The organism is Vibrio gazogenes (assembly GCF_002196515.1).
In the GTDB taxonomy this organism is placed as follows: domain Bacteria; phylum Pseudomonadota; class Gammaproteobacteria; order Enterobacterales; family Vibrionaceae; genus Vibrio; species Vibrio gazogenes_A.
In genome coordinates this window covers 1,228,337-1,254,658 of the sequence record NZ_CP018836.1, presented here as the reverse complement: position 1 = coordinate 1,254,658, position 26,322 = coordinate 1,228,337, and the positions used below count along the sequence as shown (strand labels likewise).

28 protein-coding genes are annotated in these 26,322 nt (G+C 44.3%); 7 read left to right on the top strand and 21 right to left on the bottom strand.

Going from position 1 to position 26,322, the window contains the following annotated elements; genetic code table 11:
- Nucleotides 1–257: 257 nt before the first annotated feature.
- Both BSQ33_RS21185 and BSQ33_RS21180 read right to left on the bottom strand, forming a co-directional pair.
- Nucleotides 258–662 carry a hypothetical protein gene (locus BSQ33_RS21185; RefSeq protein WP_088135248.1) on the bottom strand — a complete coding sequence of 135 codons (405 nt, stop codon included), beginning with the start codon at nucleotides 660–662 and terminating at the stop codon, nucleotides 258–260.
- A gap of 14 nt (nucleotides 663–676) precedes the next feature.
- Nucleotides 677–1,408 (bottom strand): scabin-related ADP-ribosyltransferase, encoded by a 732-nt coding sequence (locus BSQ33_RS21180; protein ID WP_088135247.1) that lies wholly within the window; start codon nucleotides 1,406–1,408, stop codon nucleotides 677–679.
- A 63-nt stretch (nucleotides 1,409–1,471) separates the two neighbouring features.
- Here BSQ33_RS21180 and BSQ33_RS21175 point away from each other — a divergent pair, with 63 nt between their 5' ends.
- The gene (locus BSQ33_RS21175) at nucleotides 1,472–1,894 is read left to right on the top strand and encodes a HEPN domain-containing protein (protein ID WP_157721472.1); all 423 of its coding nucleotides are present in this window, start codon (nucleotides 1,472–1,474) and stop codon (nucleotides 1,892–1,894) included.
- Nucleotides 1,895–2,088: 194 nt separating this feature from the next.
- On the opposite strand, the gene BSQ33_RS21170 is transcribed toward BSQ33_RS21175, so the two are convergent.
- The gene (locus BSQ33_RS21170) at nucleotides 2,089–2,463 is read right to left on the bottom strand and encodes a hypothetical protein (protein ID WP_088135245.1); all 375 of its coding nucleotides are present in this window, start codon (nucleotides 2,461–2,463) and stop codon (nucleotides 2,089–2,091) included.
- A gap of 493 nt (nucleotides 2,464–2,956) precedes the next feature.
- On the opposite strand from BSQ33_RS21170, the gene BSQ33_RS21165 reads away from it, so the two are divergent.
- Both BSQ33_RS21165 and nfi read left to right on the top strand, forming a co-directional pair.
- Entirely contained in the window at nucleotides 2,957–3,832 is an 876-nt protein-coding gene (locus tag BSQ33_RS21165) for a HEPN domain-containing protein (RefSeq protein WP_088135244.1), read from the top strand.
- A 53-nt stretch (nucleotides 3,833–3,885) separates the two neighbouring features.
- Entirely contained in the window at nucleotides 3,886–4,566 is a 681-nt protein-coding gene (nfi, locus tag BSQ33_RS21160) for a deoxyribonuclease V (RefSeq protein ID WP_021021870.1), read from the top strand.
- Here nfi and BSQ33_RS21155 read toward each other — a convergent pair.
- The 7 genes from BSQ33_RS21155 to BSQ33_RS21125 all read right to left on the bottom strand — a co-directional run bounded on the left by BSQ33_RS21155 (nucleotide 4,558) and on the right by BSQ33_RS21125 (nucleotide 10,958).
- On the bottom strand, nucleotides 4,558–5,445 hold the full coding sequence (locus BSQ33_RS21155; protein ID WP_088135243.1) for a hypothetical protein: 888 nt from the start codon (nucleotides 5,443–5,445) through the stop codon (nucleotides 4,558–4,560). The two genes, nfi and BSQ33_RS21155, sit on opposite strands and share 9 nt — an antisense overlap.
- A 100-nt stretch (nucleotides 5,446–5,545) precedes the next feature.
- Nucleotides 5,546–6,505, bottom strand: a complete 960-nt coding sequence (locus BSQ33_RS21150; RefSeq protein ID WP_021021868.1) for a 5'-nucleotidase — start codon at nucleotides 6,503–6,505, stop codon at nucleotides 5,546–5,548.
- Between the two features lie 300 nt (nucleotides 6,506–6,805).
- Nucleotides 6,806–7,447, bottom strand: coding sequence for a hypothetical protein (locus tag BSQ33_RS21145; protein ID WP_088135242.1), 642 nt, complete (start codon nucleotides 7,445–7,447; stop codon nucleotides 6,806–6,808).
- Nucleotide 7,448: 1 nt separating this feature from the next.
- A complete protein-coding gene (locus BSQ33_RS21140; RefSeq protein ID WP_088135241.1) occupies nucleotides 7,449–8,540 on the bottom strand; it encodes a ComEC/Rec2 family competence protein in 1,092 nt (363 codons plus the stop codon).
- A gap of 188 nt (nucleotides 8,541–8,728) precedes the next feature.
- On the bottom strand, nucleotides 8,729–9,397 hold the full coding sequence (locus tag BSQ33_RS21135; protein WP_088135240.1) for an amino acid adenylation: 669 nt from the start codon (nucleotides 9,395–9,397) through the stop codon (nucleotides 8,729–8,731).
- Between the two features lie 40 nt (nucleotides 9,398–9,437).
- Complete coding sequence (locus tag BSQ33_RS21130) at nucleotides 9,438–9,638, bottom strand: hypothetical protein (protein WP_232472007.1); 201 nt, start codon at nucleotides 9,636–9,638, stop codon at nucleotides 9,438–9,440.
- A 273-nt stretch (nucleotides 9,639–9,911) separates the two neighbouring features.
- Nucleotides 9,912–10,958, bottom strand: a complete 1,047-nt coding sequence (locus tag BSQ33_RS21125; protein ID WP_088135239.1) for a GMP reductase — start codon at nucleotides 10,956–10,958, stop codon at nucleotides 9,912–9,914.
- Nucleotides 10,959–11,464: 506 nt separating this feature from the next.
- Between BSQ33_RS21125 and BSQ33_RS21120 the strand changes: the two genes are divergently transcribed.
- Nucleotides 11,465–12,034, top strand: coding sequence for an outer membrane beta-barrel protein (locus BSQ33_RS21120; protein ID WP_021021861.1), 570 nt, complete (start codon nucleotides 11,465–11,467; stop codon nucleotides 12,032–12,034).
- 91 nt (nucleotides 12,035–12,125) lie between these two features.
- Here BSQ33_RS21120 and BSQ33_RS21115 read toward each other — a convergent pair whose 3' ends face one another.
- From BSQ33_RS21115 to BSQ33_RS21095, 5 genes are all read right to left on the bottom strand, one after another.
- Nucleotides 12,126–13,601, bottom strand: a complete 1,476-nt coding sequence (locus BSQ33_RS21115; protein WP_021021860.1) for a bifunctional ADP-dependent NAD(P)H-hydrate dehydratase/NAD(P)H-hydrate epimerase — start codon at nucleotides 13,599–13,601, stop codon at nucleotides 12,126–12,128.
- Between the two features lie 32 nt (nucleotides 13,602–13,633).
- Nucleotides 13,634–14,074, bottom strand: a complete 441-nt coding sequence (locus tag BSQ33_RS21110) for a PAS domain-containing protein (protein ID WP_021021859.1) — start codon at nucleotides 14,072–14,074, stop codon at nucleotides 13,634–13,636.
- A gap of 2 nt (nucleotides 14,075–14,076) precedes the next feature.
- Nucleotides 14,077–15,081 (bottom strand): response regulator, encoded by a 1,005-nt coding sequence (locus BSQ33_RS21105; protein WP_021021858.1) that lies wholly within the window; start codon nucleotides 15,079–15,081, stop codon nucleotides 14,077–14,079.
- Nucleotides 15,082–15,207: 126 nt separating this feature from the next.
- Nucleotides 15,208–15,447, bottom strand: coding sequence for a hypothetical protein (locus BSQ33_RS21100; RefSeq protein ID WP_021021857.1), 240 nt, complete (start codon nucleotides 15,445–15,447; stop codon nucleotides 15,208–15,210).
- Between the two features lie 182 nt (nucleotides 15,448–15,629).
- On the bottom strand, nucleotides 15,630–15,833 hold the full coding sequence (locus BSQ33_RS21095; RefSeq protein ID WP_021021856.1) for an alternative ribosome-rescue factor A: 204 nt from the start codon (nucleotides 15,831–15,833) through the stop codon (nucleotides 15,630–15,632).
- A gap of 385 nt (nucleotides 15,834–16,218) precedes the next feature.
- Between BSQ33_RS21095 and BSQ33_RS21090 the strand changes: the two genes are divergently transcribed.
- Nucleotides 16,219–16,428, top strand: coding sequence for a cold-shock protein (locus BSQ33_RS21090; protein WP_027694422.1), 210 nt, complete (start codon nucleotides 16,219–16,221; stop codon nucleotides 16,426–16,428).
- Nucleotides 16,429–16,669: 241 nt separating this feature from the next.
- Complete coding sequence (gene norR / locus BSQ33_RS21085; RefSeq protein WP_088135238.1) at nucleotides 16,670–18,268, top strand: nitric oxide reductase transcriptional regulator NorR; 1,599 nt, start codon at nucleotides 16,670–16,672, stop codon at nucleotides 18,266–18,268.
- Between the two features lie 2 nt (nucleotides 18,269–18,270).
- On the opposite strand, the gene BSQ33_RS21080 is transcribed toward norR, so the two are convergent.
- Together BSQ33_RS21080 and pepT are read right to left on the bottom strand one after the other, a co-directional pair.
- Entirely contained in the window at nucleotides 18,271–19,149 is an 879-nt protein-coding gene (locus BSQ33_RS21080) for a mechanosensitive ion channel family protein (protein WP_088135237.1), read from the bottom strand.
- A gap of 284 nt (nucleotides 19,150–19,433) precedes the next feature.
- Nucleotides 19,434–20,666 (bottom strand): peptidase T, encoded by a 1,233-nt coding sequence (pepT, locus tag BSQ33_RS21075; RefSeq protein ID WP_088135329.1) that lies wholly within the window; start codon nucleotides 20,664–20,666, stop codon nucleotides 19,434–19,436.
- Between the two features lie 835 nt (nucleotides 20,667–21,501).
- On the opposite strand from pepT, the gene BSQ33_RS21070 reads away from it, so the two are divergent.
- Nucleotides 21,502–22,164 (top strand): DsbA family oxidoreductase, encoded by a 663-nt coding sequence (locus BSQ33_RS21070; protein ID WP_088135236.1) that lies wholly within the window; start codon nucleotides 21,502–21,504, stop codon nucleotides 22,162–22,164.
- A 28-nt stretch (nucleotides 22,165–22,192) separates the two neighbouring features.
- Here BSQ33_RS21070 and BSQ33_RS21065 read toward each other — a convergent pair whose 3' ends face one another.
- From BSQ33_RS21065 to BSQ33_RS21055, 4 genes are all read right to left on the bottom strand, one after another.
- The gene (locus tag BSQ33_RS21065; protein WP_088135235.1) at nucleotides 22,193–23,404 is read right to left on the bottom strand and encodes an aromatic amino acid transaminase; all 1,212 of its coding nucleotides are present in this window, start codon (nucleotides 23,402–23,404) and stop codon (nucleotides 22,193–22,195) included.
- Between the two features lie 142 nt (nucleotides 23,405–23,546).
- The gene (locus BSQ33_RS21060) at nucleotides 23,547–23,747 is read right to left on the bottom strand and encodes a chromosome segregation ATPase (protein ID WP_021021850.1); all 201 of its coding nucleotides are present in this window, start codon (nucleotides 23,745–23,747) and stop codon (nucleotides 23,547–23,549) included.
- Nucleotides 23,748–23,778: 31 nt separating this feature from the next.
- Nucleotides 23,779–23,952: a hypothetical protein gene (locus BSQ33_RS21735; RefSeq protein WP_021021849.1), complete on the bottom strand. Its 174-nt coding sequence runs from the start codon at nucleotides 23,950–23,952 to the stop codon at nucleotides 23,779–23,781.
- A gap of 33 nt (nucleotides 23,953–23,985) precedes the next feature.
- Nucleotides 23,986–25,899: a methyl-accepting chemotaxis protein gene (locus BSQ33_RS21055; RefSeq protein WP_088135234.1), complete on the bottom strand. Its 1,914-nt coding sequence runs from the start codon at nucleotides 25,897–25,899 to the stop codon at nucleotides 23,986–23,988.
- Nucleotides 25,900–26,322: the final 423 nt, after the last annotated feature.

Here is a 26,322-nt window from a genome sequence, read left to right as displayed (position 1 = left end):
TCTATATTTAGGAACAGCTATTTAGAGCCGTAACGCCTTCTTAACTGTGTCATATATTGCTCTGCGAGAATCCTATCATCAGGATAACTTTCAATATAATAATCTGTAATATAATGCATTAATTGGACGAAATAATTAGGACTTATAGAGATGGTCTCATATTCACCATAAAATTACGAGGACACACGCCATAAGTAAATCCATTCCTTGAGGCGCGTGTCCTGATTATTTCTTTGGCTCGATTTGTTTTAATTTATTCATTTGAGCGATTTCATCCATTTTTCATGAAACTGCTTCTGTTCTTCAACAGATACAACTAAATGTGAGTCCACATATCCAAAGATATCGACCAAAGTATCCCTTGAAGTAGGTTGACCCATTTGTACTATATACCCTTTCCGTCCCCCACCCATTTCTCTGGACATTGATGATACACAGAGATTCTCTCTTGAAGCATTACACAATAGTTTAAAATATTGCTGTTCAAGATGTTCTCTCAGTCTAGTGCATGCTATGAATAAGTCATCAGCTTCAACTTCAAATGATTCTATTCCTTCTCCCCCCGGAAAAACTAATTTCCATGGTACTGACTTAGATATATTCACATAGGTATATTGTTGAATACCGTTTTGATCCTCAATCACTACCTCTATCTTCAACATCTTTACACCACCTATTATTCATAATTGGGATTCAAAATGGATACTTGCTGATCAGGTAATGTGACAGCACGTATATCTTTGGGTTTTACTCCATTAGGAATCGCAATTTCTAACTCAGTTGGATGAGGACTATCAGTCCCAAGAGTTTTATTAACATCGATTCCATCAATAGGACGTACAACATAAATATAGTCGGGGTCAAAGTCTGCTGCTACATCAGCAGATTTAGATGTAGAAATATAATTACTCGGGGGACTGGTATTATCAAAAGTATGAGCTAACAAATCTGTACTATCTCCTAGAGTCTGAAACCCTTCGTTAAATATAATGTCAGGCTCCCTCGAGTCTCCTCTATATGTATATTCGGGAATATCTGTAGAATGAGAAGAAGTTGGGTTCTTCTCAGCCAGCACCGTCCCCGATCCAACATCCGCCGATGATGAAGATCCAGCATTCGCCAAACTACCATGATTATCACCAGATGTCTTCTCAATCACCCCATGCGCACTGGACTGCCCGGCAAATTCACCCTCAACAATCGCCGACCCATTGCCTCCGGTATATTTCGGTAATGACGTATTATCAACAACCGGAAGCACACCTTTGACTGTCTTCGTCACTTTCCCAATCGCTTCAAGGGCTTTGGTCGCGGCCGCTTCTCCGCCCAGACCTAACGCGATATTGGTCAGCATCTCACCAACATGCTTCGCTCCCACCTGCTGAGCTTCTTCATTTTTGCCCATCATCCGCAGGGCCACAGCAAGGGCATTATTTCTTCAAAGATATCCGCGAAGAAGGGATTGAACTGTTTGCCGCCACACCCAAACCATTGGCCGAGCCGGGGGGATTTAACCGAAGCAGAAAAGCAGGAAATTGCCCGTAAGCATTATGAACAGTGGTTCAAAAGCGCCAATGGTTTCTTTGATCATTTCCAGTTCAGTTTAGAAAAAGGGGATGAGAAAATTTCTGCATTCATGCTTCATCAAGTCACAGAAAGACTCTTTGCCTGTACCCTACTCACCTGCACCAATTATTTACCCAAGTCCCACAATATCGAAAAACTGGGCAAACTATGCGCCCAAATCGATGCTGAATTTGCAACCATTTTCCCACTCGACAACAAATTCCACCGCCGCTGCTTCCGTCGCCTGCAACGCGCCTATATCGAAGCCCGCTATTCGGAGCATTATGAGATTACCATGGAAGAATTGGCATATCTGGAGGGTGGCTGAAAGGGTTGGTGGAACGGGTTTGTTTGGGGTGGATGCAGAGCTGAAACCTGACGTGGTCTCAGCTCTGCATCCACTTTGACGGCCAACTCACCCCATATCTGGATTTATAAACATGGGCGTGATACCAGAATAATGAATAGTATCAAAATAACATCTCATATCTGATAATCGATATGAAATAGAACCGTCTCTATCTATAGATACTTGTTAGAAACCAACTGTATATCTGACTTCAAAAACAATCTTTCCTCTGTACTCATATTAAGGTCGTCAAAGATGCACTCATCAAATTGCTGGTACGACTCTTTTAACTCAAGCAACATATCATTCGTATAGTCGTCGGATTTAGATAACTCAACATTGTTAACCAACGCCAACTTATAAATTGCAGTTAGTACAATAATGTTTCCTTTAGGATCTGTCTTATTTTTAACTGAATCCAGTTCATCTAAAGTAAATGCCCAAGCTTGCCCTGCGCTAAATTGAAACTCATTTAAAGCAGAAGAGAACAAACCTTCTGCTATAGTCAAAGCGTCTCTATAGGTTAATCTTTTATTTCTGTTATTCATTCAACCACCGTAAAAATATTTAACTGAATATTTGGATATTTTTCTCTAGCTTATCAGGACACACACCTTAAAGTGCGTCATATTTCGGTGCCGGAGGCTGGGAAGATAAATTGTAATTCCGTGGTTTGGGAAAACCACCCGACCAAGAAAACCATTCACGGATGAATGGTTAGGCTTTTCCGGGCAGGACGCCCGTAAAAGCCGCTTCTGGACAACGCACGACCAAGCCCAACAAAAAAGATCTTCTGGTTACTCTTGCATCTTGGCAAGAGTAACTGGCGCACTGGGCACCGATGCCACTGAAACCGAAAAACGGAATTGTGCGTCATGCCTCGAAGCCAAAGGCGACAAGAATCACCAGACAAATCAATAAAACCGAACCCCGTCGCATTTCCCTAGGCAACCCATCTAAAACCATGACAAACAGTGTTTTTTGCTGCTCGCTTCTTTTATCCTATGAACCATTCAATCCACACAGACCGAATATCGCTTTATGAAAACAGCCCTCGACCATTTGCCCGAATCCAAACAGCAGGAGCTTGCCACCATATCGACCATTCTGCGTGATACGCTGGACGACTATCTTCAGGGCAAAACAGCGAGTAAAAGCGAGTTTCGCATCTTAAAAATCATCCTGTTCGGCAGCCATGCCAAAGGCAGTTGGGTCAACGATCCGGTCAATGGCTATATCAGCGATTACGATATTTTGGTGATTGTGAACAAAGCCGCACTGGTTGAAGAAGATGTCGTCTGGCAACGCGCCAAAGAGCAGATCGACCGTAAAGTCACTTCCGCACCACTGGGATTGATTGTCCATGATTTGCAGGAAGTGAACGAACGGCTACAGCAAGGGCACTACTTTTTTAAGGATATCCGCGAAGAAGGGATTGAGCTGTTTGCCGCCACACCAAAACCATTGGCCGAGCCGGGGGATTTAACCGAAGCTGAAAAGCAGGAAATTGCCCGTAAGCATTATGAACAGTGGTTTGAAAGTGCAGAACAGCTCTTTGTATTCTTTCAAGATGGAATGAAGAGGCAATGGTTGAAGCAATCAGCTTTTCTCCTACATCAATCGACGGAACGTTTTTTCGCCTGCACGCTACTCACCTGCACCAATTATTTACCTAAATCCCACAATATCGAAAAACTGGGCAAACTATGCGCCCAAATCGATGCTGAATTTGCAACCATTTTCCCGCTCGACAACAAATTCCACCGCCGCTGCTTCCGCCGCCTGCAACGCGCCTATATCGAAGCCCGCTATTCGGAGCATTATGAGATTACCGTGGAAGAATTGGCGTATCTAGAGGGTGAGGTGCAAAAGCTGAAAGGATTGGTGGAACGGGTTTGTTTGGGGTGGGTTGGGTAATAGAGCTGGAACAACGTAGAACAATGAACCGTCTACTTAAATAGGAGTATATATTGGAACCTGTCATTCATCACAATTGGGCTTTATCTGAAATGGAAGCATTAGATATACAAAAAGAGCTCGCCCAAAAAGTAATTACGCATGATTCCTTTAATAAAATTGGATTAGTTGCTGGTGTTGATGTCGCTTATCAAAAAAGCAGCCATAAACTTGTCGCAGCCGCAGTTATTCTTGATGCTGATACCTTAGATGTTGTAGAAAAAGTAGCAGAGGAAGATATCGAGCAGTTTCCTTACATTCCCGGATTGTTCTCCTTTCGGGAAATACCTCCATTAGTAAAAGTATTCAAAAAACTTCAACATAAACCGGATTTAATTGTTTGTGATGGACAAGGCTATGCCCACCCTCGCCGATTTGGACTAGCCTGTCATTTAGGTGTAATTTTCGATATACCAACGATTGGCTGTGGCAAAACACGATTAATCGGCACATATGATGAACCAAACACAATAAGAGGAGAAGTGAGCCCCCTCTTTAATGAGAATGAGATTATTGGTTCGGTATTAAGAACACAAAACAATGTGAATCCAATCTATGTTTCTATAGGTCACCGGATTTCCTTAGAAACTGCTTGTGGCTGGATACTAAAACTGGCCCCCAAGTACCGCCTCCCTGAAACAACCCGGCTCGCTGATCAACTTGTTAACCAATACATGAAAGAGATTCTACAGTAAGATCTCTTTATCATTAAATTTTATGTGGCATTCAGGATTATTTAGCTTTATTTCTCTTATTACTTCTGCATTAATCAATGTAGAATTAATGGAAAGGTTTTCTAACATTGGTAATTCTTTCAACAAAAAAACACTCCTTTCTGTGATTTTTGTATCAGAAACATATAATGTTTTTATATTTTTAATACCATCACATATAAAAATTCTTTCAAATATACTGTCATCAATAAACCCTTCTCCTAAATAAAGAAAATCTCCTATTCTTAGAGTATCAATAAAGGAATCATCACTATATAATTTACAAAGCAATTGACTCAGAAACAATGTCACTTGGTTAAAATAGTCATTACAGATACTTAATACCGAAATACTCCCATCTTCATCAAATCGTAGTTTGATAGAACTCTGATGATATGAAATCTCAAACCGTTCAACCTGACCACTTTTATTCCAAAGAAATGTTTGAGAAAAGTTGGGACGTTCAATCTCTATTGCCTCTATATTCCCCGTAGGATCGAACCCGATACTTGAATCACTCCAGCCTTCAACATACAAATACTCCGCAGTACAAAAATCACCTTCAAATTCAAGCGATACACCCGTGAACATATCTCCATGAAGACACATAAAAGGCTGATAAGAATCTTCATCTTCAGGTTCGAGTAATTCATCATCAATGATTAGCTTTGTATCAAATCCATGGAAATGCTCAAACAGATATTCTCCTACCATTTGACCATCACTAAACTCATTCGCACTTTCCAGCATATTGTCATTCATTAAGAAGGCTACGCCAGTAAAAGGAACATTGTTATAGAAAAATACTCCCTCCTTCTCCGTTAAAGCACTTTGCTTTACCCTCAGCATAAAATGCTTCATATCATTTGACTCCCGTAAGAATATTGACCTGATTTGACAATATACCACTACATACCTTTTAATCTCGGCATTTCAGATAAAGATAACGAATGTATTAAGTCTAACCTTTCGGTTTCACGGATAGTTCCGACGTACTCAAATAAGGTACTTTCCCTGAAGGAACTAGATTTGCGGCTTTATCTAAATGCACGTCCTGGTCATCAAAAAAGATATGCGGGCGAAACGCTTTGAGAACTTTTGTCTTCTCTACTCCTCCGAGAAAGAAGGCTTCATCAACGTATACCCCCCAGCTGCGCAGTGTTTTGATAACTCGCATCTCAGATGGACTATTTCGGGCAGTTACAATTGCAATACGAACAGGAGAATATTCAACACGCATAGGTAAACGATCCTGAAGCGTGGACAGTTTTTTCAGCAAACTGGCATAAGGCCCTTCTTCCATCGGAATATTTTGCTTTTCGTCTTCCTGAGCATGAAAAGCAGCCATTCCTTGAGTTTTGTACACCAATTCACTTTCTTCAGAAAACAATACCGCATCACCATCAAATGCGATTCGAACCTGACCTTCGGGAATTTTAGGAGCATCATGTGGAGGTTCTTTTAATATTGCAGCAGCACACAATTTAGAATCAATAACACGTTGAGCGTCTTCAACACTCGTCGTCAAAAACAAATCAACATCAAACGCATCCAGATAATCAGGCACAGATTCCCCAGCCGTAAACGCAGAACGCGTAATATTGAGTTGCTCATAACGAATTGTATTCAATACCCGCAAACCAGTGTCAGGGCTATTACGAGACATCACCACTACTTCCACTAGAGGAGAATTTCCAATTTGATACTGATTTAAGCCGAGTAGAGCCTTCACTAAATGCCACCCCGTTCCCGGAGATAGCGGTTCATTTTCATGCTCACGCATAAAATCTCGGTATTGTTCAATCGCAGTGTCGGGATCAGATGTTTTGGTATCACGGAAGATACGATCTGACTCTTCCATATCATAAAGCGCGGTAGCACTAACACCTATAACAAGAGTGTTTGATAAATCCAATGGCATCGTTACACCTCACCTAGCTTAAATAATTATAAAAATCAGAACCATATATTTAAATCTATCATCGTTACAACTGAGGAATATCACAAAATTTCCATATGCTTTTTTGCACATTTTGCTACATATATGGCACTGTCGACTAACTCAATAACTCGTGTTGCTACAATTTCCGTCAACTGACATACTGCCGCTGGTATCAGCCATAACAATAATTGGTAATGGTCGTACACTCTAAACCTGAAATTTTTTAAGATCTGACATTGTTCTATTTTCTTCTAATTAATAATCACTAATATACGAAATTTACTCTGTAACTGTCGTAGTTAAATTCACCGCAATTGCTGTGGTAACCATTCTCTGCCCTGCATTTCTCGCCGCAACGATAAAACCGATAATGGCAATAGCAAATACCCAAACGGAATCAAAACCAATTTGTGCCATCTGTATGTCTATCAACAATTTCGCCAACACCAAGATAATCGCGCTAATCAAAGAAACCGCTGCTGCATCCCGGTAAAGTAAATACGATTTATGCGTTGACGCGACTTCATCCTGATTTGTTACCGGTCGATAAAATTCCCGATACCAGTAACTATTTTGGTTTTTGTTGTCGGATTTAAGCGACTCATAATCAGCCACTCTCGTCTTAAACAAATCGATATCAATACGCGTATCTTTTTCGGCAAGCTGAATAAATCGATGACCTGGTAACACATTTCGCCAGCGAAGAAACACCAGTGCATTTTTTAAGTCGGCAGGGATAAGGTGGCTAAGCCACCCTGCTAATACACTAGTTGCCAACATCGCTCCCCCAGTATCCTTTAGAATATCCAACAAACTGGCATCGAAAGTATGACGGTTAACCATAGTAACCGCAATAAGTTGAATAATGATCAGCACAGAAAGAGGGGCGATATTTTTCGCTTTTAGAGATAAACCAGCCATCTTACGCCACCTCATCTTCATAGTCGTAGTGATATGGCTCCGGATTAAGGCTGTTCCACCCAGATCGATTTGGAGCATCATGATGATGACAGATTCCTGTCCATCTGGTGGCGAGAACTTTCACACCTCGGTGAGTAAAGGCATTCATCACCGCTTTTCTTGGATGTTTTGGCTCTGCGCCTTTCGCGGTGGAAGCTATCGCTGTAATGCCGCGAGACTCTCCTTCTGCAACAGGTTCCCCGACTAAACGATTAAGCACCGTTTTACCAATATTACGTTTGCTGCCATGGTGTGGAATTTGTATAAATCGTAGGTCTGCAGTTTGACCACTTTGTTCTAATTGGTCGGCTGCGTATTCAAGGGCCTTAATACCAGCATCTCCCGTGAACAGTGAGCACCGTTCATCCACCAATAGTTGGGTAATGACACTCGAATTGTTTCTAGGAGAGGTTTCTCCACTATCATCAATTTTATCTTCTCCCCAGGAGACCAAGAAACGACGAAGTGCAGAAGCTGCTTTATTTAATGCACTTTCCAGCATATTTGATAGAGAGGCTTTTTCTGGCATGCCTTCAAACTCCGGAATCAGCGACTCATAAAACTCAACAGAAGGTCCAAGAATTTTAATACCACCGCCAGCGTCCGCCAAACCGGTAAACGGCTCTTGAACTCTGATACCTTTTGCTTCAGCCAATTTAACTAACGACCAAGCTTTTTCTAAGTTCTCCTTGAGGCGCTCACCAATACTGTTGTCCGTGACTCGTCCATCTTTAAACTTATTTGCCAAACCTTGGTTGTGTTCCCACGGTTTATGAATCCAGAGTTCTTTGACATCCAGTTCATTGAGTACTGTTTCCAGACCGTTTATATGGTCTAGATCCGGGTGAGTGTTGATAACCAAATCAACTACGGATGTACCGTAATGATTTTTGATATGTTCAACGAGACTTGCGCCTGTATCTTTGAACCCACCATCAATCACAACAACGGTTTGCTCTTCGCGAGTGCCGTACAGATTGCCATAACGCAAAGCAATCGCATCGCCACTCTTAGATTCTTCACCCACACCTAAAAAATCAATTTCATAACCCATAATATTTTCCTTTTTAATGAAAGTTATGAATGACTTTTCAACTAACATGCCAATATTTAAATTTTTGTTTTAATTGAATTTAATTGAATTTAATTGCATCTACCATAAAAATAGCCGTAATAATCATTACTCATGGTAAAAATATTTACATGGTCGGTGTGATTTGAGTAATTTTCTTAACAGTGCGATTAGCGTCTAAACGGAATGACATTACTCATGTCGTCACTTTGATCATTGCTTGTCGAGTTTGGTGACGTGATATCTTGAACATAAGCGAACAGTCGCTCGATTGGGATAAAGCGCTGCTTCTTGTTGTTCACCTTAATGCTTTTGGTTTGACAATTAATATAACTAGAAATCTCAAACGCTAGTGGTTGGCTTAAGCGATCGAGATTTCTATCGTCTAAGGTTTGCGTCACCCACTGTGCTGCGTCAGCAATATGGCCGTTAATACTCAGGTCGGTGTTTTTAATCCACTGCGGTATGAACTCAATATCATTGAGCTTTGACAGCAGCGATGCAATTTCATAATGGCCAATTAGACGGCTCTCTTCCAAGGCCTCATCAAAGGCAAATTGCCACTCTATTTTTAACCGTTCAGTAAGTTCATCGGGCGTGAAAATCATTCGATTGAGCGGAATAAAATAGGTAAAGCGGCTATTGGCTTCACAAACGATTAAGGTTTTCTCTACCGAACGGTAATGGTTTTCAATCAGATGCACCTGCCAGCTCATAGTCGTAGCATTCGAACTTAGCTTATTGACTCCGGCTTGTTTGCCTTGCTCCGTTGGTAAACGCGGCAAATCTGCTTTGAGCCATTTGTTGAGCGCATTGCTGGCGCTGAGTTGAAGTTGCATGCAAACCTAATCTTTGAAAAAGAGGCATCTGAAGATACCTCTAAAATTTATAGTTGGCCAAAGCAAGCTTTTTCTTGAGCCATTCTTGATAATCGTTCCATTCATCGTCCCATGTACTGGCGAGAATAACGACCTCATCCAATACTGGACCTTTCAATGCGATCGTCGCAATCGAAGCAGGTTTGTCTACTTTCATTTGGTCGAGATCAGTTCTACCCAACCAACTAAGCAAGATTGCCATGCCATCTTCCGTAATCATTTTTACTCAATGGAAAATACTTTACAGCAATACCACCATTGTTAATATTCAATCGGTTGATTTTTGAGATTTAAATGAGCTTTCAAATCAGTTAGCTAGGCAGTGGACTAAAAATGAAGGTGCCTGAAACTCAAAAGGCCGATTCAGTCATATCAACTGATATCGGCCTTCAGGTTAACAAATCGTCAAGTGTGCTGCGTATTGAGGCTCCGCCAACACAGCGTTATATTGATATTCTCAATGAACAGCTCCCGCTCACGACTCCTTGCCAAACATATTATTCTCTTGTTCCTGAACCCGAATAAACGTTGTGCGCTTGGTGAGTTCTTTCAGGTTGGCGGCTCCGACGTAGGTACAGGTTGACCGAACGCCACCGAGAATATCCTGAATGGTGTCTTCGACACTACCTCGATAAGGGAGTAACACGGTTTTGCCTTCAGCGGCTCGGTACTGCGCGACGCCACCGGCATATTTGTCCATCGCGCTCTTGGACGACATGCCGTAAAACTTCACATAACTTTCACCGTCTTTCACGACAATGTCGCCACCGGATTCGTGATGTCCGGCCAACATCCCGCCGAGCATGACGAAATCTGCACCGCCACCGAACGCTTTGGAGACGTCTCCGGGACAGGTACAGCCACCGTCGCCGATGATTTGCCCGCCTAAGCCGTGAGCAGCATCAGCACATTCAATAATCGCTGACAATTGCGGGTAGCCGACACCGGTTTTAACTCGGGTGGTACAGACCGAACCCGGGCCAATCCCAACTTTCACGATGTCTGCACCGGCAAGAATCAGTTCTTCGGTCATATCACCGGTCACCACATTCCCGGCGACGATCACCTTATCAGGTAAGGCACGGCGGACTCTTTCCACAAACTCCACCAAATGCTCCGAATAGCCGTTGGCAATATCGATGCACACAAACATCAAGTCTTCACTCAAAGCGAGCGTGGCTTGCATTTTGGTAAAATCGGCATCGGACGTACCAGTGGAAACCATGACATACTTGAGGGTTTCAGCATCGGCTGTCTGCACAAACGCTTGCCACTCTTGTAGCGAATAGTGCTTATGGATCGCAGTGATTACATCATATTTCGCCAAGGCCTGAGCCATGCCGAAACTACCAACGGAGTCCATATTGGCAGCAATGACGGGGACACCAGACCATTGACGCCCACTATGCTTGAAGGTAAAATCGCGGGTTAAATTAACTTGGGAACGACTTTTCAGGGTAGAGCGTTTCGGCCGAAACAGTACATCCTTAAAGCCCAATTTTAATTCTTGTTCGATACGCATTTATCTTTTCCTTAATTGATTCACCTTGTGCCTCAATGTCGCAGTGCGATGATTCTGACGTTGGCAGACGCCAGTCTCTTTGATTATCGGACACAAAAAAACCGGAGCGTTGGCAGACGCTCCGGTTTTCAACATTATAGGCATCACTTTATTTCCTGCAAGACTGATATTGTGCTTTTTTTTATGCTACCATCCGAGAGATTGCATACCTGAAAAACGGCAAACGGAATGTTTGTTTTATCTCTATAATCAACTATTTATTCTCAATTCAACTCGATTCCCCATGGGCGATAGTTAGTACTATCAAACCATTACATCATTCACATTTACTTTTGTGCACTCTGCGTAAAAAATCTACAAAACCGCGTCATCAATACAGCATCTGACATCCAAATTTGCTACAGTAAGGAAACGCTGGCAGGTTTTCTCCCTCTTTAACTTTCTCATAACCGCCTCACAAAAATAAATACCAATAAAATCACCTCAGAGATCGCATGGAGTGCAGGATGGAATCGACCATTTCTCTGACCATTGCAGTGTTGCTTCTACTTAGTACGATACCTGTTCAAGCGATTGCCGGACCGGATGCGAACTATTTTTATCAAAGCGCCGGCATCACGAAATCCAAACACACAGGTTCAGAAGACGCTTGGGTCACACAGTACGGCTATAACTATAATCTGACATCAACCATTGGTTTTGATCTAGGTTATGCCCAAAATTCGGGTCATCCGGACCCAATGGTCTCACTGTCGTCACAATTCCCTCATCAACCAACTTTGTATTATCAGGAAATTTTTGGTGGCGCTGTCATCCAACACACTGTATTCGATGTTGCTTGGATATACGCAAAAGGCGGGCTGAGTTTAACAAGGGCAGGAAGTGATCCGGCAATGAAAACATCACTGCCTGACATCGAAGCAAAAAATATTTCGCCTTATTTGACTCTCGGGGCAACCATCCCATCGGGGATCGCATCAGGCTTAGAGCTGAATTTTGAGATTTCTTATCAGGAGCAAGAAAAAGACGCGATCACAAGCCCGGTATTCCTGCTGGGAACCCACTACCGTTTCTGACAACGATCAATCACCATAGGTGAGAGAATGACCATTAGATGATAACGGTCGTTTGATTTGATGAGACGGATATTGTGGATCAATCGATGATTCAGTGGTTCACTAACTGACGTAAATGAGGAAGTAAATCGCTGGCAAGCAGCCCCCGTTCACCATACGATTCTGAGTTTTGATCCGCAGCCATACTGTGAATAAGAACCCCCAGTTGAGTCGCTTCGACCAAAGGTAACCCCTGCGCGATCAGTGACGTGATTACACCCGCCAGAACATCGCCCATCCCCGCGCTCGCCATACCGGGATTTCCAGCCATACAGACTGAGATCTGCTTGCCGTCATACACCAAGGTTCCCGCACCTTTCAGAACAACCACACCACCATACTGATGATGCAGTGCCTGCACACTGGCATATCGGTCCGCTTCAATTTCTTCAACTGAGACTTGCAACAATTGTGCAGCTTCAGCCGGATGGGGCGTGATCACCCGCAACGGGTCTTGATTCGGTTGCTGCATCAAAAAATACAGGCCATCGGCATCAACTACTTTTGGTTTTTCAAGATTCTGGACCGCTTGATAGATAGCAAAAGAGGTCTCATCTCGTCCCAGCCCCGGCCCCACAGTCAGTACATCACACCATTTTAGTCGTCGTTCAATCGCATGCGCTTTGTCCCAGCAAGCACTCATCACTTCCGGAGCGCTCACCAATAAAGGTGTCACATTATGTGGATGACATAAGACTGCGGTCATTCCCGCACCGCATCTGGCTGCCGCCATCGCGGCCAAGATAATGGCTCCCCCCATACCGTCATTGCCACCGATGAGCAATGCTTTGCCATGCGTTCCCTTATGTGAGGTGGCAAGCCGTTTGGGTAACATCTGACCCGGCATTTTGGTGTGGATCGCCGTAACCGTCGGATGATTTTGTTGATCGAAGGCATCTTCCACCCCCAACCCGGCAAAGTGCAGTTCGCCGACATACTCCCGTGATTTCCCGGTCACTAACCCCTGTTTCAATCCAATGAAGCTGACGGTGTGTTCTGCAATAATCGCTCCGCCCAGTACACTGCCGGTATCCCCGCATAAGCCGGAAGGAATATCAACGGCAATCACAGGCTTCATACTTTGGTTGAGTGTTTCAATCAATGAGAGCACGCCCGGCCGAACCGGACCACTGAGCCCGGTACCCAGTAAGGCATCAATCACCACATCGACACTATCCGGAACACGATCTTGAGGTTCTGAGACATTGCCCCCATGGTTTTGCCAATGTTCGTAGGCCATCCGTGCATCGCCGGTCAGTGTCTCAGGGTCACCGACTTGCCAGACTGTCACATACAATCCGATTGATTTCGCCAAGCTCGCAACAATATAGCCATCGCCACCATTGTTACCGCCACCACAACAGATGAGCCAGTGCTCAGAACTGGGATATTGTGCCATCCCTATCGCGAAAACCGCCTGTCCGGCACGTTCCATCAGACTGTACATTTCCAGTCCTTTGGCACTCGCAGCTTTGCATTCACCAATACGGACCTGTTGGGTCGAATAAAATACATTCGTCATTGTCATGGGAGAATTCTTTTATTTTTTGAATTGAGAATCTAACACTCACATCGCTGGGCTATTAGTGCCTCTGCGGTTGCATCCTGAATCGACAGAAAAACCGAATTGACCTCACCAGTCGGTGTTCTCATTGGGTTCAGGGTGACATTCTGATACATAAAATCGCACTGTTGCGTCACTGGACGAACATTACGGCATTTAAATAAATAGGGCCGCTGTTGCCAAGTGATAAAACTACGACAACCAAGATGGTAAACAGGTTTCGTTTTTAATTTAAACCAATCCGGTGCAATCTCAGGAAAAACCTCGAACAATGAACGACCAATCACTTCGTGGGGTTGTTTGCCACTATGGTGGGTCATAAAACCGTTCCAGACCTGAATTTCATAGTTTTTATCAATCACGATCAGTCCGAGATCAACGTTTTGAACCATATCCACCATCCAGTGGAACTGTTCAAATTCAGCAGGCAGACTCATGACTAAAAATCCTCCATCAGGTAGGCCAGTTTGTTATCCAGGAGCGGTAGAGACTCATCGACAAACATGAAGAGCAGATCGCAACGAATGGCCGTACCTTCAATGTTATAGCTGACCTCAAAGGTCATCGTTTTCTGGAATGAACCCGCTGTAGAACGAATCACGGATTCAATCGGAATGTGTTGTCCGAGTAATACGGGGGAGCTTTGGAAAAAACGAATTTCAGCCTGTTCACCGAGACCGTTGAGGAAAGAACCCACCAAAATGTTGGACACATCCATCAGGAGCTCTAGCTCTTCCAGATCATCACTGTCAGCCGGAATATTCATTAATCGCTTCAGTTCAGAGACACTGGAATCACTTAAAAGAACCAATGCTTCACCGGCAATCCCTTCCCCACTGAATCCCTGACAGACCCCTGAAACCTGATCATTATCGACCAGATCCCGTAGTGCCATGTGTAATTCACTGACTTCAAAGATATTGACATTGGGCAGTGGCAATTCGACAAATACATCAAAGTAACGAGCTAAAGCATCCGCAGCCCGCCCGATAGATACGTTGGCAACTTCCATATAAATGTCGCGGCGCTTCAGGATCGGATATTCGATCTTTCCCGGAGTGACAACCGTCGGTTGAGTGGGCGGTTCGACCAGCTCACTCAGCACTTTTTTCAGTACATCCGCTGCAATCGGCTTCTGGATAAAAGCTTTGGCTCCCAGCCCGAGAACACGTTCTTGCGCTTTAGGCTGAATATCACCGGAAACCACGATCACCGGCGTTTGGTTCCCCGTCTCCTGCATCGCTTCTAGCGTGCCGAAACCATCCAGTTCCGGCATAGTCAAATCCAAAAACATCAACTGAAACGACTGTTGTTTGAGCTGCTCCAACGCGTCTAAGCCGTGAACCGCAAAATGCACTTCGGCATTCAGGAAGTCTGGTAATGATCTCGCAATTTGCTTTCTTGCTAATGCTGAGTCATCACATATTAATACTGAAAACGCCATAATCGGCCTTACCTTTTTCTTTCATCATTAAAAGTGTATACGGGAATTCAACATCTACAGACACAAAGCGATAAAGCGCTCAAAAACTGACAAATCTTTATGCGTTCTGTGACCTGATGGTACAACTTATGCTGTCGGCCATAGTGTCAGAGTGACAATCCGCAGTAGTACGGCGAGCACAACCAATGCCACACCAAAACGATAACGACGATATTCTTCAATCGTCATTGGAATACGTTTAAAGAACATTGTAGCAACGCCTCGCCAATCCTGACTTCTCTTACCGTAACGAATCATACTCATGACGATCAGAATGATACCCAGTGCCAGCATTGATTTTTCCAGCCAAAAGAGTGTCACTGCCATGTTGAACCCCTTGTCGGATGTGAAAGGTCGCGAAAACGAAATACGACAGAAACAGGAGCAATGTTTCGTGTCCTCCACACTGCTCTTTTCTCAACTATAGCCTATTGAAATATAGTCTATTGAAAGAATTCACCATGCACTGTAAACCAACAGCGATGAAGAAACCCTATGCAAAAGCAACATCATGCAGCTTTTGCATAGGGCTCCCGTACCTGATGTTTTGCTTTACGCTGGAAGCTTCCCTTCCCTTTCTTCGGTTTTTCGACTCGCATCTTAAATACGGGGCTGGTAACTAACGCTTTCAGTGCATTATCGGTAATGGTACCGCGTTGAATCTCAACATCATCAGACTGAGTGGCAATCTGATTTCTCTTTTCTTTTTTCATTTGAAACACTTCTCTCATATAGTGGTGAATAAAAAAGCAACGTATTGTGAGTCATTGTATTGACATGTCAATCGGTTAAAAGTAAAAAAATGTATTTTATGATTTCATTAAAAATAATAATGTAACAATGAAAATAAAATCCCAGTAAAATCTAAAACGATCAAAAATATCAAGGACATTTAGGTTTAACCGCAATAATTTGATTGACAACCCCTAAGATTACTCTACACTCACATAAGGCTAGGAAGCAGTTCTTTGTTTACCATAACGTCTTGTTGGATTTTTTGTAACTCCCCGGTCGTTCTGTACGCAATAGCAATCTACTTTTCCACGCTAGAATGGCCGATATCGGCTTAGTTTTACTTTGATTTACCAGGAATATATTATGTCTAACACAGTGACTGGCACTGTAAAGTGGTTCAACGAAACTAAAGGTTTTGGTTTCATCCAACAAGAAAATGGTCCCGATGTTTTTGCTCACTTCAGCGCTATCCAAGGTGACGGTTTCCGTACCCTAGCTGAAGGTCAAACTGTTGAGTTTGTCATTTCGCAAGGACAAAAAGGCCCTCAAGCTGAAAACATCAAAGTCCTATAATTAAATATTTTAGGCAAGAATCTTTTAAAAAATAGCCAGCGTTGTATGCTGGCTAATTTTTTGTCTCGACATTCTGGTTTCAAGCGCCGCCCTGTATCCTTGCGATGTAATTTTCATTTCACAATACGACCATCCGCCAACATCTTCGCTTAACACAACCCATTCTTGTATCGCTCACGAGACTCACTCTTCTCATCCACTCATTTAGCCATTAGAATGGACAAAAAACTGCCTTCATCTTATGCAAAATTTTTCGATTACAACCCTGTCAACACTCGCTGAAATGACCATTGATCTTGCCGGTGGTCTCAATGATGAAAATCGATTCAACCGTCTGCTGGAAACGATCCGTAAAGTTATCCCCTGTGATTGTGTCGCCCTGATGTCCCGTCAAGGTGATACGCTGATTCCTCTGGCGATGCAAGGCTTGACCAAAGACACACTCGGACGGCGCTTTATGATTGAAGAGCACCCGCGTTTCCAGCAAATTTGCACAGCCCGTCAGGCTGTTCGGTTTGATGCCGACTGTACACTTCCCGATCCATTCGATGGGTTGCTGCTGCACCACGACGGTGATGTTCCGATTCATTCCTGCATGGGATTACCCCTGATTTTTGACGAAAAGTTACTCGGTGTTCTGACTTTAGACAGTTTGAAAACGGGCGTATTTACGCATATCCCGGCCCGCCATTTGGAAGTGCTTTCAGCGATTGCTGCATCAACACTGAAAATGGCGCTGACTTTTTCTCAGTTAGAAACACAAGCTCGTCAGACACAACAGCGGTTGCAAGAACTGAATGAAGAAGGCTGGGAAAGAGACCGCAGTGATATCATCGGCACCAGCCGTGTGATGCAATCAATGCATGATGAGATAGACGTCGTCGCGTCATCCGATTTTAATATCCTGATTTTCGGTGAGACGGGTGTCGGCAAAGAGCTGGTTGCCAGACGGATACACCATCTGTCAGCCAGAAAACGGCAACCGCTGGTTTATGTCAATTGTGCCGCCATTCCCGAAAACCTGATTGAAAGTGAGTTGTTCGGTCATATTAAAGGCGCATTTACCGGTGCCGACAGAAACCGGCTCGGTAAATTTGCACTGGCCCACGAAGGCACTCTTTTTCTTGACGAAATTGGTGAGCTTCCGCTTGCAGCTCAGAGTAAGTTGCTTAGAGCATTACAAAATAATGAGATTCAGCCCGTCGGTCAGGATCGCGTACAACACATTGATGTCCGGGTGCTTGCAGCAACAAACCGCGACTTAAAACAAGAAGTGGAAGCCGGTCGCTTCCGGGCTGATTTATACCACCGTCTCAGTGTTTATCCGATACATGTTCCACCGCTCCGAGAACGCAGAGGTGATGTCAGTTTGCTGGCGGGTTACTTTCTTGAACAAGCCAGACGTAAGCTTGGCATCGCCCATTTGAAACTGGGACAAGATGTGCTTGATTACCTGATCCAATACAACTGGCCGGGGAATGTCCGGGAAATGGAGCATGTGATCAATCGAGCGGCTTTAAAGGCCAGAGCCAGTCAATCCCAACAAACACTGACCACAATTACATTAACGGATGTCGGCGTTTTAGAAAACTTGCCTATCAGCACACCAGAGATGCAAAACAATGCTGAAATAACCGCATCCACACACATTGCGATGAGTGGCGGACTCAGACAGGCAACCGACGATTTTCAGCGACAACTGGTAAAAGAAGCGTTAATTCAGTCAGATTATAACTGGGCACAAGCCGGTAGATTACTCCAAACTGACCGGGCCAATCTGACCCGGTTAGCAAAGCGGTTAGGGATTCAGGTTAAGAAAACGCACAAACTGGAGATGTAATATCAGGCAATATCAGAGACATCATGTTGCTGAGCAGATTCGGTTTGATTGGAGAACAGTTCATCGTAAATATTCATGAAATCAGCCCGAATCAACTGTTCAAGTTCATGAGCCCGCTCAGTCGGACAGAAAATCATCACATGGACTTTCTGTTCACCAGTCGCGGTGCTGCTAATATGAATCATCGGGTCTGCCCCCGGCAAATCTACCCCGGCATGTTTCTCAATCATCAGATTGTAGCGACGTGCGACCTCAATAAAATGCTCAAAATGGACTTCGATTCGCTTACGGAACTGAGGAAGCATCGTATATAAGTTCACGAAATCACGCACCACAATTTCAAAATTATGAAACACATAGCGCTTCATAAAATTCAGATTTTTCACGGGATAGGTAAAAAACATACTGTTTGGCAGCGTCGCGGTTTTTCCGGTGTAGTGGTAGAGCCCTCCGCCCAAATCAATCTCTTGAATAACGGTCGCCATCATATTGTGTTCAATCACTTCACCGCATAACGAACCGACTTCAATCCAGTCCCCAATCCGAAAAGAGCGAGAGCTTGCCCGTTGAATCGAACCGGTAAAGCATAAAATGATCTCTTTTGATGCCACAACAATCGCAACCGCAATCGCAGTCACTGACAAAGCAAACTCATTGATTTCTTCTTTCCACAAGAAGAATCCGATAACCAACAGCGCGGCAAACGTACCATTCTTGGTCTGAGACATCCACTTACGCTGTTTTTCGGTAATAAATGCACCGTCGCCCCGAATCAGGGCAAGCGCAGTACGGCGGATCATTAGAATAAAACCAATGATAATGACGCTAAACAGTAGCTTATGGAACAACAGATAATCCAGCACGTTGTTTAAATAGTCCATGCATCTCTCTCACAACCAAACATCACAAAAACAGAATTGATCTTTTTGAAGACTCTGTATGCGTATTCCCAATCATCGATAAGACCGTGGTTTGAATCAATCCATGCCGCCTCTGTGCAGATTGCTCAATCTCATCGATGACTTGGGTATATATAACGACTGCAAGTTTATCTGAGTTTTTTCATAATGTAGAGTAATAAACCCGAAACAACTGACACACTTCAAAAGACGAAAGCATATCAAAGGGCCAATAAATCATCATGATATTGTACGTTGCTACCGACTTATCTCCGGTAAGTCAGTGCGGTTTTTTCCGCTATTTTCACAATCACTTTTACCGCTTGTTCCATCCCTTCAATGGTCACAAATTCATGAATGCCGTGAAAATTATAACCGCCGGTAAATAAATTCGGGCACGGTAAACCTTTGAAAGAAAGCTGCGCGCCGTCCGTACCGCCGCGGATCGGCTTGATTTGCGGCGCAATCCCCAAATCATTCATTGCATCTTTGGCAATCTCAATAATATGTAGATTGGACGCAATCACTTGCTTCATATTGGCATAACTATCCGTAATCTCGAGTTCAACCCGGCCGCGATGTAATTGATGGTTGAGTGTACCAACCCAATCTTTCATCTGTGCTTTTCGCTGCTCTAGTCCTTGTGAGTCAAAATCTCGCAGTAAATAGGTCAACTCGCTACGGGCAATGCCCATATTCGCGGAAGATAAATGGTAAAAACCTTCATATCCTTCGGTATGCTCCGGTGCCTCATCGGTCGGGATCATCATCTGGAATTGAGCCGCAATGTTCATGGCATTCACCAACTTGCCTTTTGCGGTTCCGGTATGAACCGAAACACCATAACAAGTGACATGTGCTGTAGCAGCATTAAAGTTCTCATATTCCAAATCACCGACGGGTCCGCCATCAACCGTATAGGCCCACTGAGCCCCGAATTTTTCAACATCGAACAGATCAGCGCCGCGGCCGATTTCTTCATCGGGCGTAAAGGCAATACAAATTTCGCCATGCGGGATATCCGGATGTTCCAGCAACACCTTCATCGCTGTAATGATCTCGGCGACACCCGCTTTATCATCTGCGCCTAACAGCGTATTTCCATCGGTAGTGATTAAATTGTACCCATGCAGTTGGTGTAATTCTTGGTACTGAATCGGAGACAACACTTCATCTCCCCGCCCCAATGCAATATCTCCCCCCTGATAGTTTTCAACAATCTGAGGAACAACTTTTTTACCTGAAGCATCCGGAGATGTGTCCAGATGTGCAATAAATCCGATCGATGGAATCTCACCGTCAACATTTGCCGGCAGTTTAGCCATGACATAACCATGAACATCCAGTGTTACATCACTAAGCCCAAGCGCTTGTAATTCATCATATATTGCTTGTGCTAATTTTTTCTGCCCGGCAGTGCTTGGACAGCAGTTCCGGTATGGGTTGGATTGTGTATCAAATGATACATAATGCAGAAAGCGATCTATCAGACTTTCCATAATATAACTCTCACTGGTTAAAGAATGAACACCCCACAGTGTTGCCATCAGATATGGCGCTTTCATACTAGGGTGCTCCGTCCAGCAAGATGTTGTTGTAAATCAGTTTTTACGCATTCAACATCACCAATATCGTTAATAACCGACCTAAATCAAACTATCGCTTCAATTTGGCATGGTAATTCCAGCCAAACCAAGATTAAAATTATTGATAAATAACAGTGGGTTATACAAAAAACAATCAATATCTGACAAAAAAATTTGCCGAATGAGCAATCGTCAACTAGATTTAAAGGAATTCAAAGTTCCCTTCGCTTAACACATATAAACGCGCCATTTATGCCTCTCGTTGCCTATCGCCCGAGAGGTATTTTTCTTTCGTCCTTTTGTTCAAATTGTTCAAATTTTCGGACGACAAAACACCATTGCTTACGTTAAAGCGCTTAAAAATTACATTGTGATCACTTTTTTGCATCATTTTCATATCATCTTGTTAAGTAGACGACTCGATTTGAATACAGAACCATCGGTATACTAGGGGCTATTGATCTTTCATGGTTTAATTTTGTTCAATCTGAACGGGTATTGATCGCGGCGCGGGGCATGCCGCTTAGCTATCCTAAGCAAATGACCCGTAACAAAGAGCAAGACTCGTTCAGATGAACCCTTTGGGCAGCATTTGTCGCTCATTTATCCAGCGTTAGGTCATGGTTCATGTAGATCGCTACACTTCACATGACCTGACTTGGCTAAATGCACGACAAATTGCTGCAAAAAACCATCACGAAAGGTCAACAGCCCCTAAAAACTATCGGTAGGATTCTGGAGACTTTCAATGAAGAAGCTGCGTATCGATATTTTATCGGATCTTGTCTGTCCTTGGTGCTTCATTGGTTATACACGATTGGAGAAGGTGCTCGAGCAACTCCGCGTGGATAAACATCTTCAGCCGGAGATCCACTGGCATCCTTTCGAACTCAACCCAACCTTGCCTGCGGGCGGTGAAATACTCAATCAGCATCTACAGACAAAATATCAAATGACCGCACAACAGCGACAGCTGAGCCAGCACAAGATCACTGAACTTGGCAATGCGTTGGGGATTCATTTTCAGTTTACCGAGAACATGCGTATTTATAATACACGCAAAGCTCATCAGTTAATAATGTGGGCCGCTCGCAGTCAGCAGCAAACACCTTTTCAGAAAGCACTCTTTCTGGCTTATTTTCAGGAAGGGAAAGTCATGGATGATAACGACACACTCCTCGATATCGCCGTCGCTCAGGGGCTAGATCGCAGAGATTGTCAGCGGGTACTCACTGATCCGGGGTGGTCGTCTGCGGTAGTGCAAACGGAAAAACAGTGGTTAGAAGCCGGAATACAGGCGGTGCCGGCAATGATTATCGAACAACATATGTTGCTGAATGGTGCTCAGCCGATGACTGAGCTCCACAAAACACTCGACAGTTTGGCAGATACACTCCCGTCACTCCATTAAACGCGTATCTGCTCACGGTGACGTTATCTTATTTTTTACGGTTATCTGCCACAGCAGCAAATGCCAGCGCGACTTGCTCAAGATTATGCGCATTCAATCCAGCCAGACACATCCGTCCGCTATCAATCAGGTAGATACCATGCTGTTGTCGTAATAAGTGCACACTCTCAACTGAGAAACCGGTATAACTGAACATCCCTTTTTGCTGAATCAGAAAATCGAAATCCTGCTCCGGACACAATGTCTGTAAACGCTGGTGTAGCTGCTGACGCATCGTTGCGATTCGTTCACGCATCGTGCCTACCTCTGCAAGCCACTGGGCATTTAACTCAGGGTCGTTGAGCACGCGGGATACCAGTACCGCACCATGTTTCGCCGGGCTTGAATAGTTCCGTCGAACGGTCGCTTTCAATTGTCCCAGCACATTCACCGTTTCTTGCGCATCATGACAAACAATGGACAAACCACCGACCCGCTCACCGTACAGAGAGAAGATCTTTGAAAACGAGTTACTGACAAAAAACGAAACCGATGTCCGTTTAGCCAAGGCTCTTATCACATAAGCATCCTGAGCTGTATCTTCACCAAATCCCTGATAAGCCATATCAAAAAATGGAATCAACTGTCGCGATTCAAGGATATCGATCACCTGATCCCACTGTTCCGGTGTTAAATCAACCCCGGTCGGATTATGGCAACAGGGGTGTAACAGAACGATATCCTTCGCTGGCAATTGTGATAGCGTCTCAATCATACCGCTGAAGTCCAGCATCCGCGTTTCAGGATGAAAATACGGATAACTGCCGACAGTAAAGCCTGCCCCTTCAAAAATTGCATTATGATTTTCCCAAGTCGGATGACTCACCCACACTTTTGATTCCGGAAAATAACGATGTAAGAAGTCAGCACCAATCATGAGCGCACCGGATCCACCCAAAGTCTGGATAGTGGCAACTCTCTTGTCATGGACCGCCGGATGTTCCGCACCAAAGACTAAGGTTTGAACCGCTTGTCGATAGTCGGCAATCCCTTCCATCGGCAAATAAATACAAGGTTCTCTATCTGCGGAAAACCATGCCTGCTCTGCCCGATGAACACTTGGCAAAGTCGGAATCTGACCCGCTTCATCATAATAAAGACCAATGCTTAAATTCACTTTGTCAGGGCGACTATCCGCCATAAACGTTTCCATAAGGGACAGAATTGGATCCCCCGCATAAGGGGTAATATGATGAAACACGTCACTTCTCCTGTATTCGCAATAAAACGGACGGTCCGACTCGATGATGGGCGGCTCTGTCAGTGCTTTTTAATTATATTGGTTTTCTTTCACGCATGATTGAACAGATTGAGCAACCTGTTCAATCATGGGGCAAGTCGGTCTAATGGATCGGAACCCCGGCATCTGCGGCATACTGACCGAAATATTCTTCTAACACTTCGGGCGTCAGTTCCCCTTTTGCTTCTAACTCTTTCAGCTTTGCCACAATGGCTTTCTGTTCATCCAAAGAAGGCAGCTTGGCTTCTTCCTGACCACCATCCTGTTCTGCCAGTGCAGCGAGTTCTTGTTCGAAATCGTTCATACATTACCTCTGTTTATTGTCTGTCACAGGCTCACTTTTTGCGAGTGTACACTGCTCCCGATAAATGCTCCAGCTGCGGACTGATACAATTCACACCACACCATTCGATTCTCTCAACAGCGCTCTGGCGGTGTACTCCAGCAGTGATACGATTGCCACGATTGATCCGCTCTCCGACCAAATCAATCGCAACGAACAATCGCATATGCCTGTCCCTTCAACAAGCATTCCTCAACATTTAGAGTCTGAAACCACCGACTAAATGATCCAAACGTTCAGAAAGGGTTTTCAGTTCGCGACTGGCTTCTGCCAGTTCCTCTGAGGTTGTTGTCGTCAGTTCATTAATCGTATTAATTTCTTCGATGTTCTCATTGATACTCTGTACCGCGACCGATTGCTCTTCAGTGGCTGTCGCCACCTGTGTATTCCTATCGGTGATCTCGTAGATTCGCTCTGAAATCTGGCGTAATTGTTCCACGGTACTTTCAGCAGCCGCCACCCCTTCTTGCGTTTTCTCTTGTCCGGCATGCATGGCCTGCACGGCATTGGCCGAATCATTTTTCAATTGCGTCATCATCACTTGAATCTGCTCTGTTGAAGCCGCTGTCCGGCCAGCGAGATTACGTACCTCTTCAGCCACGACTGCGAAACCTCGGCCTTGCTCACCTGCACGCGCAGCTTCAATCGCAGCATTCAGTGCCAATAAATTAGTCTGATCAGAAATCTCATGAATCACAGCCAGAATCGAACCGATTTCCTGCGTGGTTGCTGCCAGTTTTTCAACCACTTGCGCAGAATTTTGCATATCTTCAGCCAACCGGTGAATCGCATCTTTAGCCTGCTTCACCACGACCTGCCCCGAGTCACTACTCACCGATGCATCATTGGCCGTTGAAGCGGCAATCGCAGCGTTCGATGCAATCTCACTAATAGTGGCCCCCATCTCGTTCATCGCGGTCACCACTTGGATGGTCTGATCACGCTGGCTCTGACTGTTATCATGTGTCAGATGGGCTTTTTCTGCGACCACTTGAGACTCATATGACAAAGTCCGGCTCGTCGACGCCACTTCCTGCATTGATTGATGAATTTTCTCGATAAAGTCATTGAAGCCGAGTGAGAGCTGCGTGATTTCATCATTACCGACAATCTCAATCCGCTGAGAGAGGTCACCATCACCTTTGCCAAGCGCAGCAAAACGGGCCGCAATCTGCCGAATCGGTTTGGTAATGCTATTTGCCAGCAGCACACTCATAAAAATAAATAGCGCGGCAATCACCGCAGTACCCAACATCATATTTTGCGCGGCATGATTCATTTCCGCATAAATTTCACGCTTCGGTACAGATGCAATCACGTACCAGTGCATCGATGGAATGTATTCACTCGCCACAAAAACGTCTTCATTTTGGTACTGCGTTTCAATCAGATGGAAGCCATCCTTACCGAGTAATTCCGCAGCCTTGGCACCATAAATATTCGATAATGTCTGAGCCGACTGCGACTTGTCCGGATGGATTTTCACATTACCTTGTGCATCCGTCAGAAACACAAAACCAGAATCTTCAATCCGGAATCCGTTAAGCAGGCGCACCATGTCATCCATCGACTTTGACATTCCGGATAACGTCCCGTTCTCAACCGACTGATAGTTGGCAAACATCTTCACATCACCGTTCGGTTCTTGGAACATGCTCACCATCGTCGGTTTTCCGGACGCTACAAACTGATAAAACCATTGATCCTGTTGGCGATCGAGCTGGCGTAAAAAGCCTTTTTGGTTCCAATAATAGGCTGTTTTGCGGTTGGCAACGGAGGCATCATTCAGATGATATTGCTGTTTGAGGTTGTTCAATTGCTGGATTAATACTTTTTCTGACTTTGGGTCAACATTGGTTGTACGAATCGTTGCTTTGACGAACTCATTATTTGCAAGCTGCTCCGCAGCCAACAATAGCTCCGAAATATCCCGGTCGATTTGATGGCGGATGCCATCCAAAAACGATGGTAATTCAATATCCACCAGACGATGTTCCAAAACATCTCTGGACTGGTACTGGGCAATCCCGCCCACAACGACAGTTGATGCGAGTACGGCGAATGCCATACTCCATATCACTTTTTTCTTAATACTCACTGCATCGAAAAACATAACTATTGCCTTCATAATTTTTACGGCTGCCCGCTATCGCTGAGGGTGTCTCAAACACCCACTACAAGGTGATGCCATGATTGCAAAACATTGCCGGATACATGACCGAACACATGGCAACACGGACTGCGGGCCGATTTATCTTTCAGACTTTGAGGTTGAAATTATCAGCAACATACGGTGCAATACGACCTCAAAGTTCATAGATTCTGGCTGAGATTTGTGGCGCGGGCTTCGCTCCGACAAATATCAGCCGTGTAGTATACTTCATCGCCTCAGTAATAGTGAATGGCATACCTAATACTTTTATGATTTGCTTTAAACCGCTATTTCGCAAACAAGTGAAGCCATCTATCGGTAAAAGTGAACTTTTCTGGCTTTTGTTAAACTAATCGAGAAGTCGTTAAGCCATCGCACAACAAA

Excerpts from the sequence above, each read along its gene's own strand:
- BSQ33_RS21140 (WP_088135241.1), bottom strand. The coding sequence starts at position 8,540 with ATGGGTTATGAAATTGATTTTTTAGGTGTGGGTGAAGAATCTAAGAGT.
- BSQ33_RS21130 (WP_232472007.1), bottom strand. The coding sequence starts at position 9,638 with ATGGCAATCTTGCTTAGTTGGTTGGGTAGAACTGATCTCGACCAAATG.
- BSQ33_RS21105 (WP_021021858.1), bottom strand. The coding sequence starts at position 15,081 with ATGGCGTTTTCAGTATTAATATGTGATGACTCAGCATTAGCAAGAAAG.
- BSQ33_RS21055 (WP_088135234.1), bottom strand. The coding sequence starts at position 25,899 with ATGTTTTTCGATGCAGTGAGTATTAAGAAAAAAGTGATATGGAGTATG.
- BSQ33_RS21100 (WP_021021857.1), bottom strand. The coding sequence starts at position 15,447 with ATGGCAGTGACACTCTTTTGGCTGGAAAAATCAATGCTGGCACTGGGT.
- BSQ33_RS21090 (WP_027694422.1), top strand. The coding sequence starts at position 16,219 with ATGTCTAACACAGTGACTGGCACTGTAAAGTGGTTCAACGAAACTAAA.
- BSQ33_RS21170 (WP_088135245.1), bottom strand. The coding sequence starts at position 2,463 with ATGAATAACAGAAATAAAAGATTAACCTATAGAGACGCTTTGACTATA.
- BSQ33_RS21185 (WP_088135248.1), bottom strand. The coding sequence starts at position 662 with ATGTTGAAGATAGAGGTAGTGATTGAGGATCAAAACGGTATTCAACAA.
- BSQ33_RS21180 (WP_088135247.1), bottom strand. The coding sequence starts at position 1,408 with ATGATGGGCAAAAATGAAGAAGCTCAGCAGGTGGGAGCGAAGCATGTT.
- BSQ33_RS21145 (WP_088135242.1), bottom strand. The coding sequence starts at position 7,447 with ATGGCTGGTTTATCTCTAAAAGCGAAAAATATCGCCCCTCTTTCTGTG.
- norR (WP_088135238.1), top strand. The coding sequence starts at position 16,670 with ATGCAAAATTTTTCGATTACAACCCTGTCAACACTCGCTGAAATGACC.
- BSQ33_RS21125 (WP_088135239.1), bottom strand. The coding sequence starts at position 10,958 with ATGCGTATCGAACAAGAATTAAAATTGGGCTTTAAGGATGTACTGTTT.
- BSQ33_RS21735 (WP_021021849.1), bottom strand. The coding sequence starts at position 23,952 with ATGCGATTGTTCGTTGCGATTGATTTGGTCGGAGAGCGGATCAATCGT.
- pepT (WP_088135329.1), bottom strand. The coding sequence starts at position 20,666 with ATGGAAAGTCTGATAGATCGCTTTCTGCATTATGTATCATTTGATACA.
- BSQ33_RS21155 (WP_088135243.1), bottom strand. The coding sequence starts at position 5,445 with ATGAAGCATTTTATGCTGAGGGTAAAGCAAAGTGCTTTAACGGAGAAG.
- BSQ33_RS21165 (WP_088135244.1), top strand. The coding sequence starts at position 2,957 with ATGAAAACAGCCCTCGACCATTTGCCCGAATCCAAACAGCAGGAGCTT.
- BSQ33_RS21060 (WP_021021850.1), bottom strand. The coding sequence starts at position 23,747 with ATGAACGATTTCGAACAAGAACTCGCTGCACTGGCAGAACAGGATGGT.
- BSQ33_RS21110 (WP_021021859.1), bottom strand. The coding sequence starts at position 14,074 with ATGAGTCTGCCTGCTGAATTTGAACAGTTCCACTGGATGGTGGATATG.
- BSQ33_RS21070 (WP_088135236.1), top strand. The coding sequence starts at position 21,502 with ATGAAGAAGCTGCGTATCGATATTTTATCGGATCTTGTCTGTCCTTGG.
- BSQ33_RS21115 (WP_021021860.1), bottom strand. The coding sequence starts at position 13,601 with ATGACAATGACGAATGTATTTTATTCGACCCAACAGGTCCGTATTGGT.
- BSQ33_RS21150 (WP_021021868.1), bottom strand. The coding sequence starts at position 6,505 with ATGCCATTGGATTTATCAAACACTCTTGTTATAGGTGTTAGTGCTACC.
- BSQ33_RS21095 (WP_021021856.1), bottom strand. The coding sequence starts at position 15,833 with ATGAAAAAAGAAAAGAGAAATCAGATTGCCACTCAGTCTGATGATGTT.
- BSQ33_RS21120 (WP_021021861.1), top strand. The coding sequence starts at position 11,465 with ATGGAATCGACCATTTCTCTGACCATTGCAGTGTTGCTTCTACTTAGT.
- BSQ33_RS21135 (WP_088135240.1), bottom strand. The coding sequence starts at position 9,397 with ATGCAACTTCAACTCAGCGCCAGCAATGCGCTCAACAAATGGCTCAAA.
- BSQ33_RS21080 (WP_088135237.1), bottom strand. The coding sequence starts at position 19,149 with ATGGACTATTTAAACAACGTGCTGGATTATCTGTTGTTCCATAAGCTA.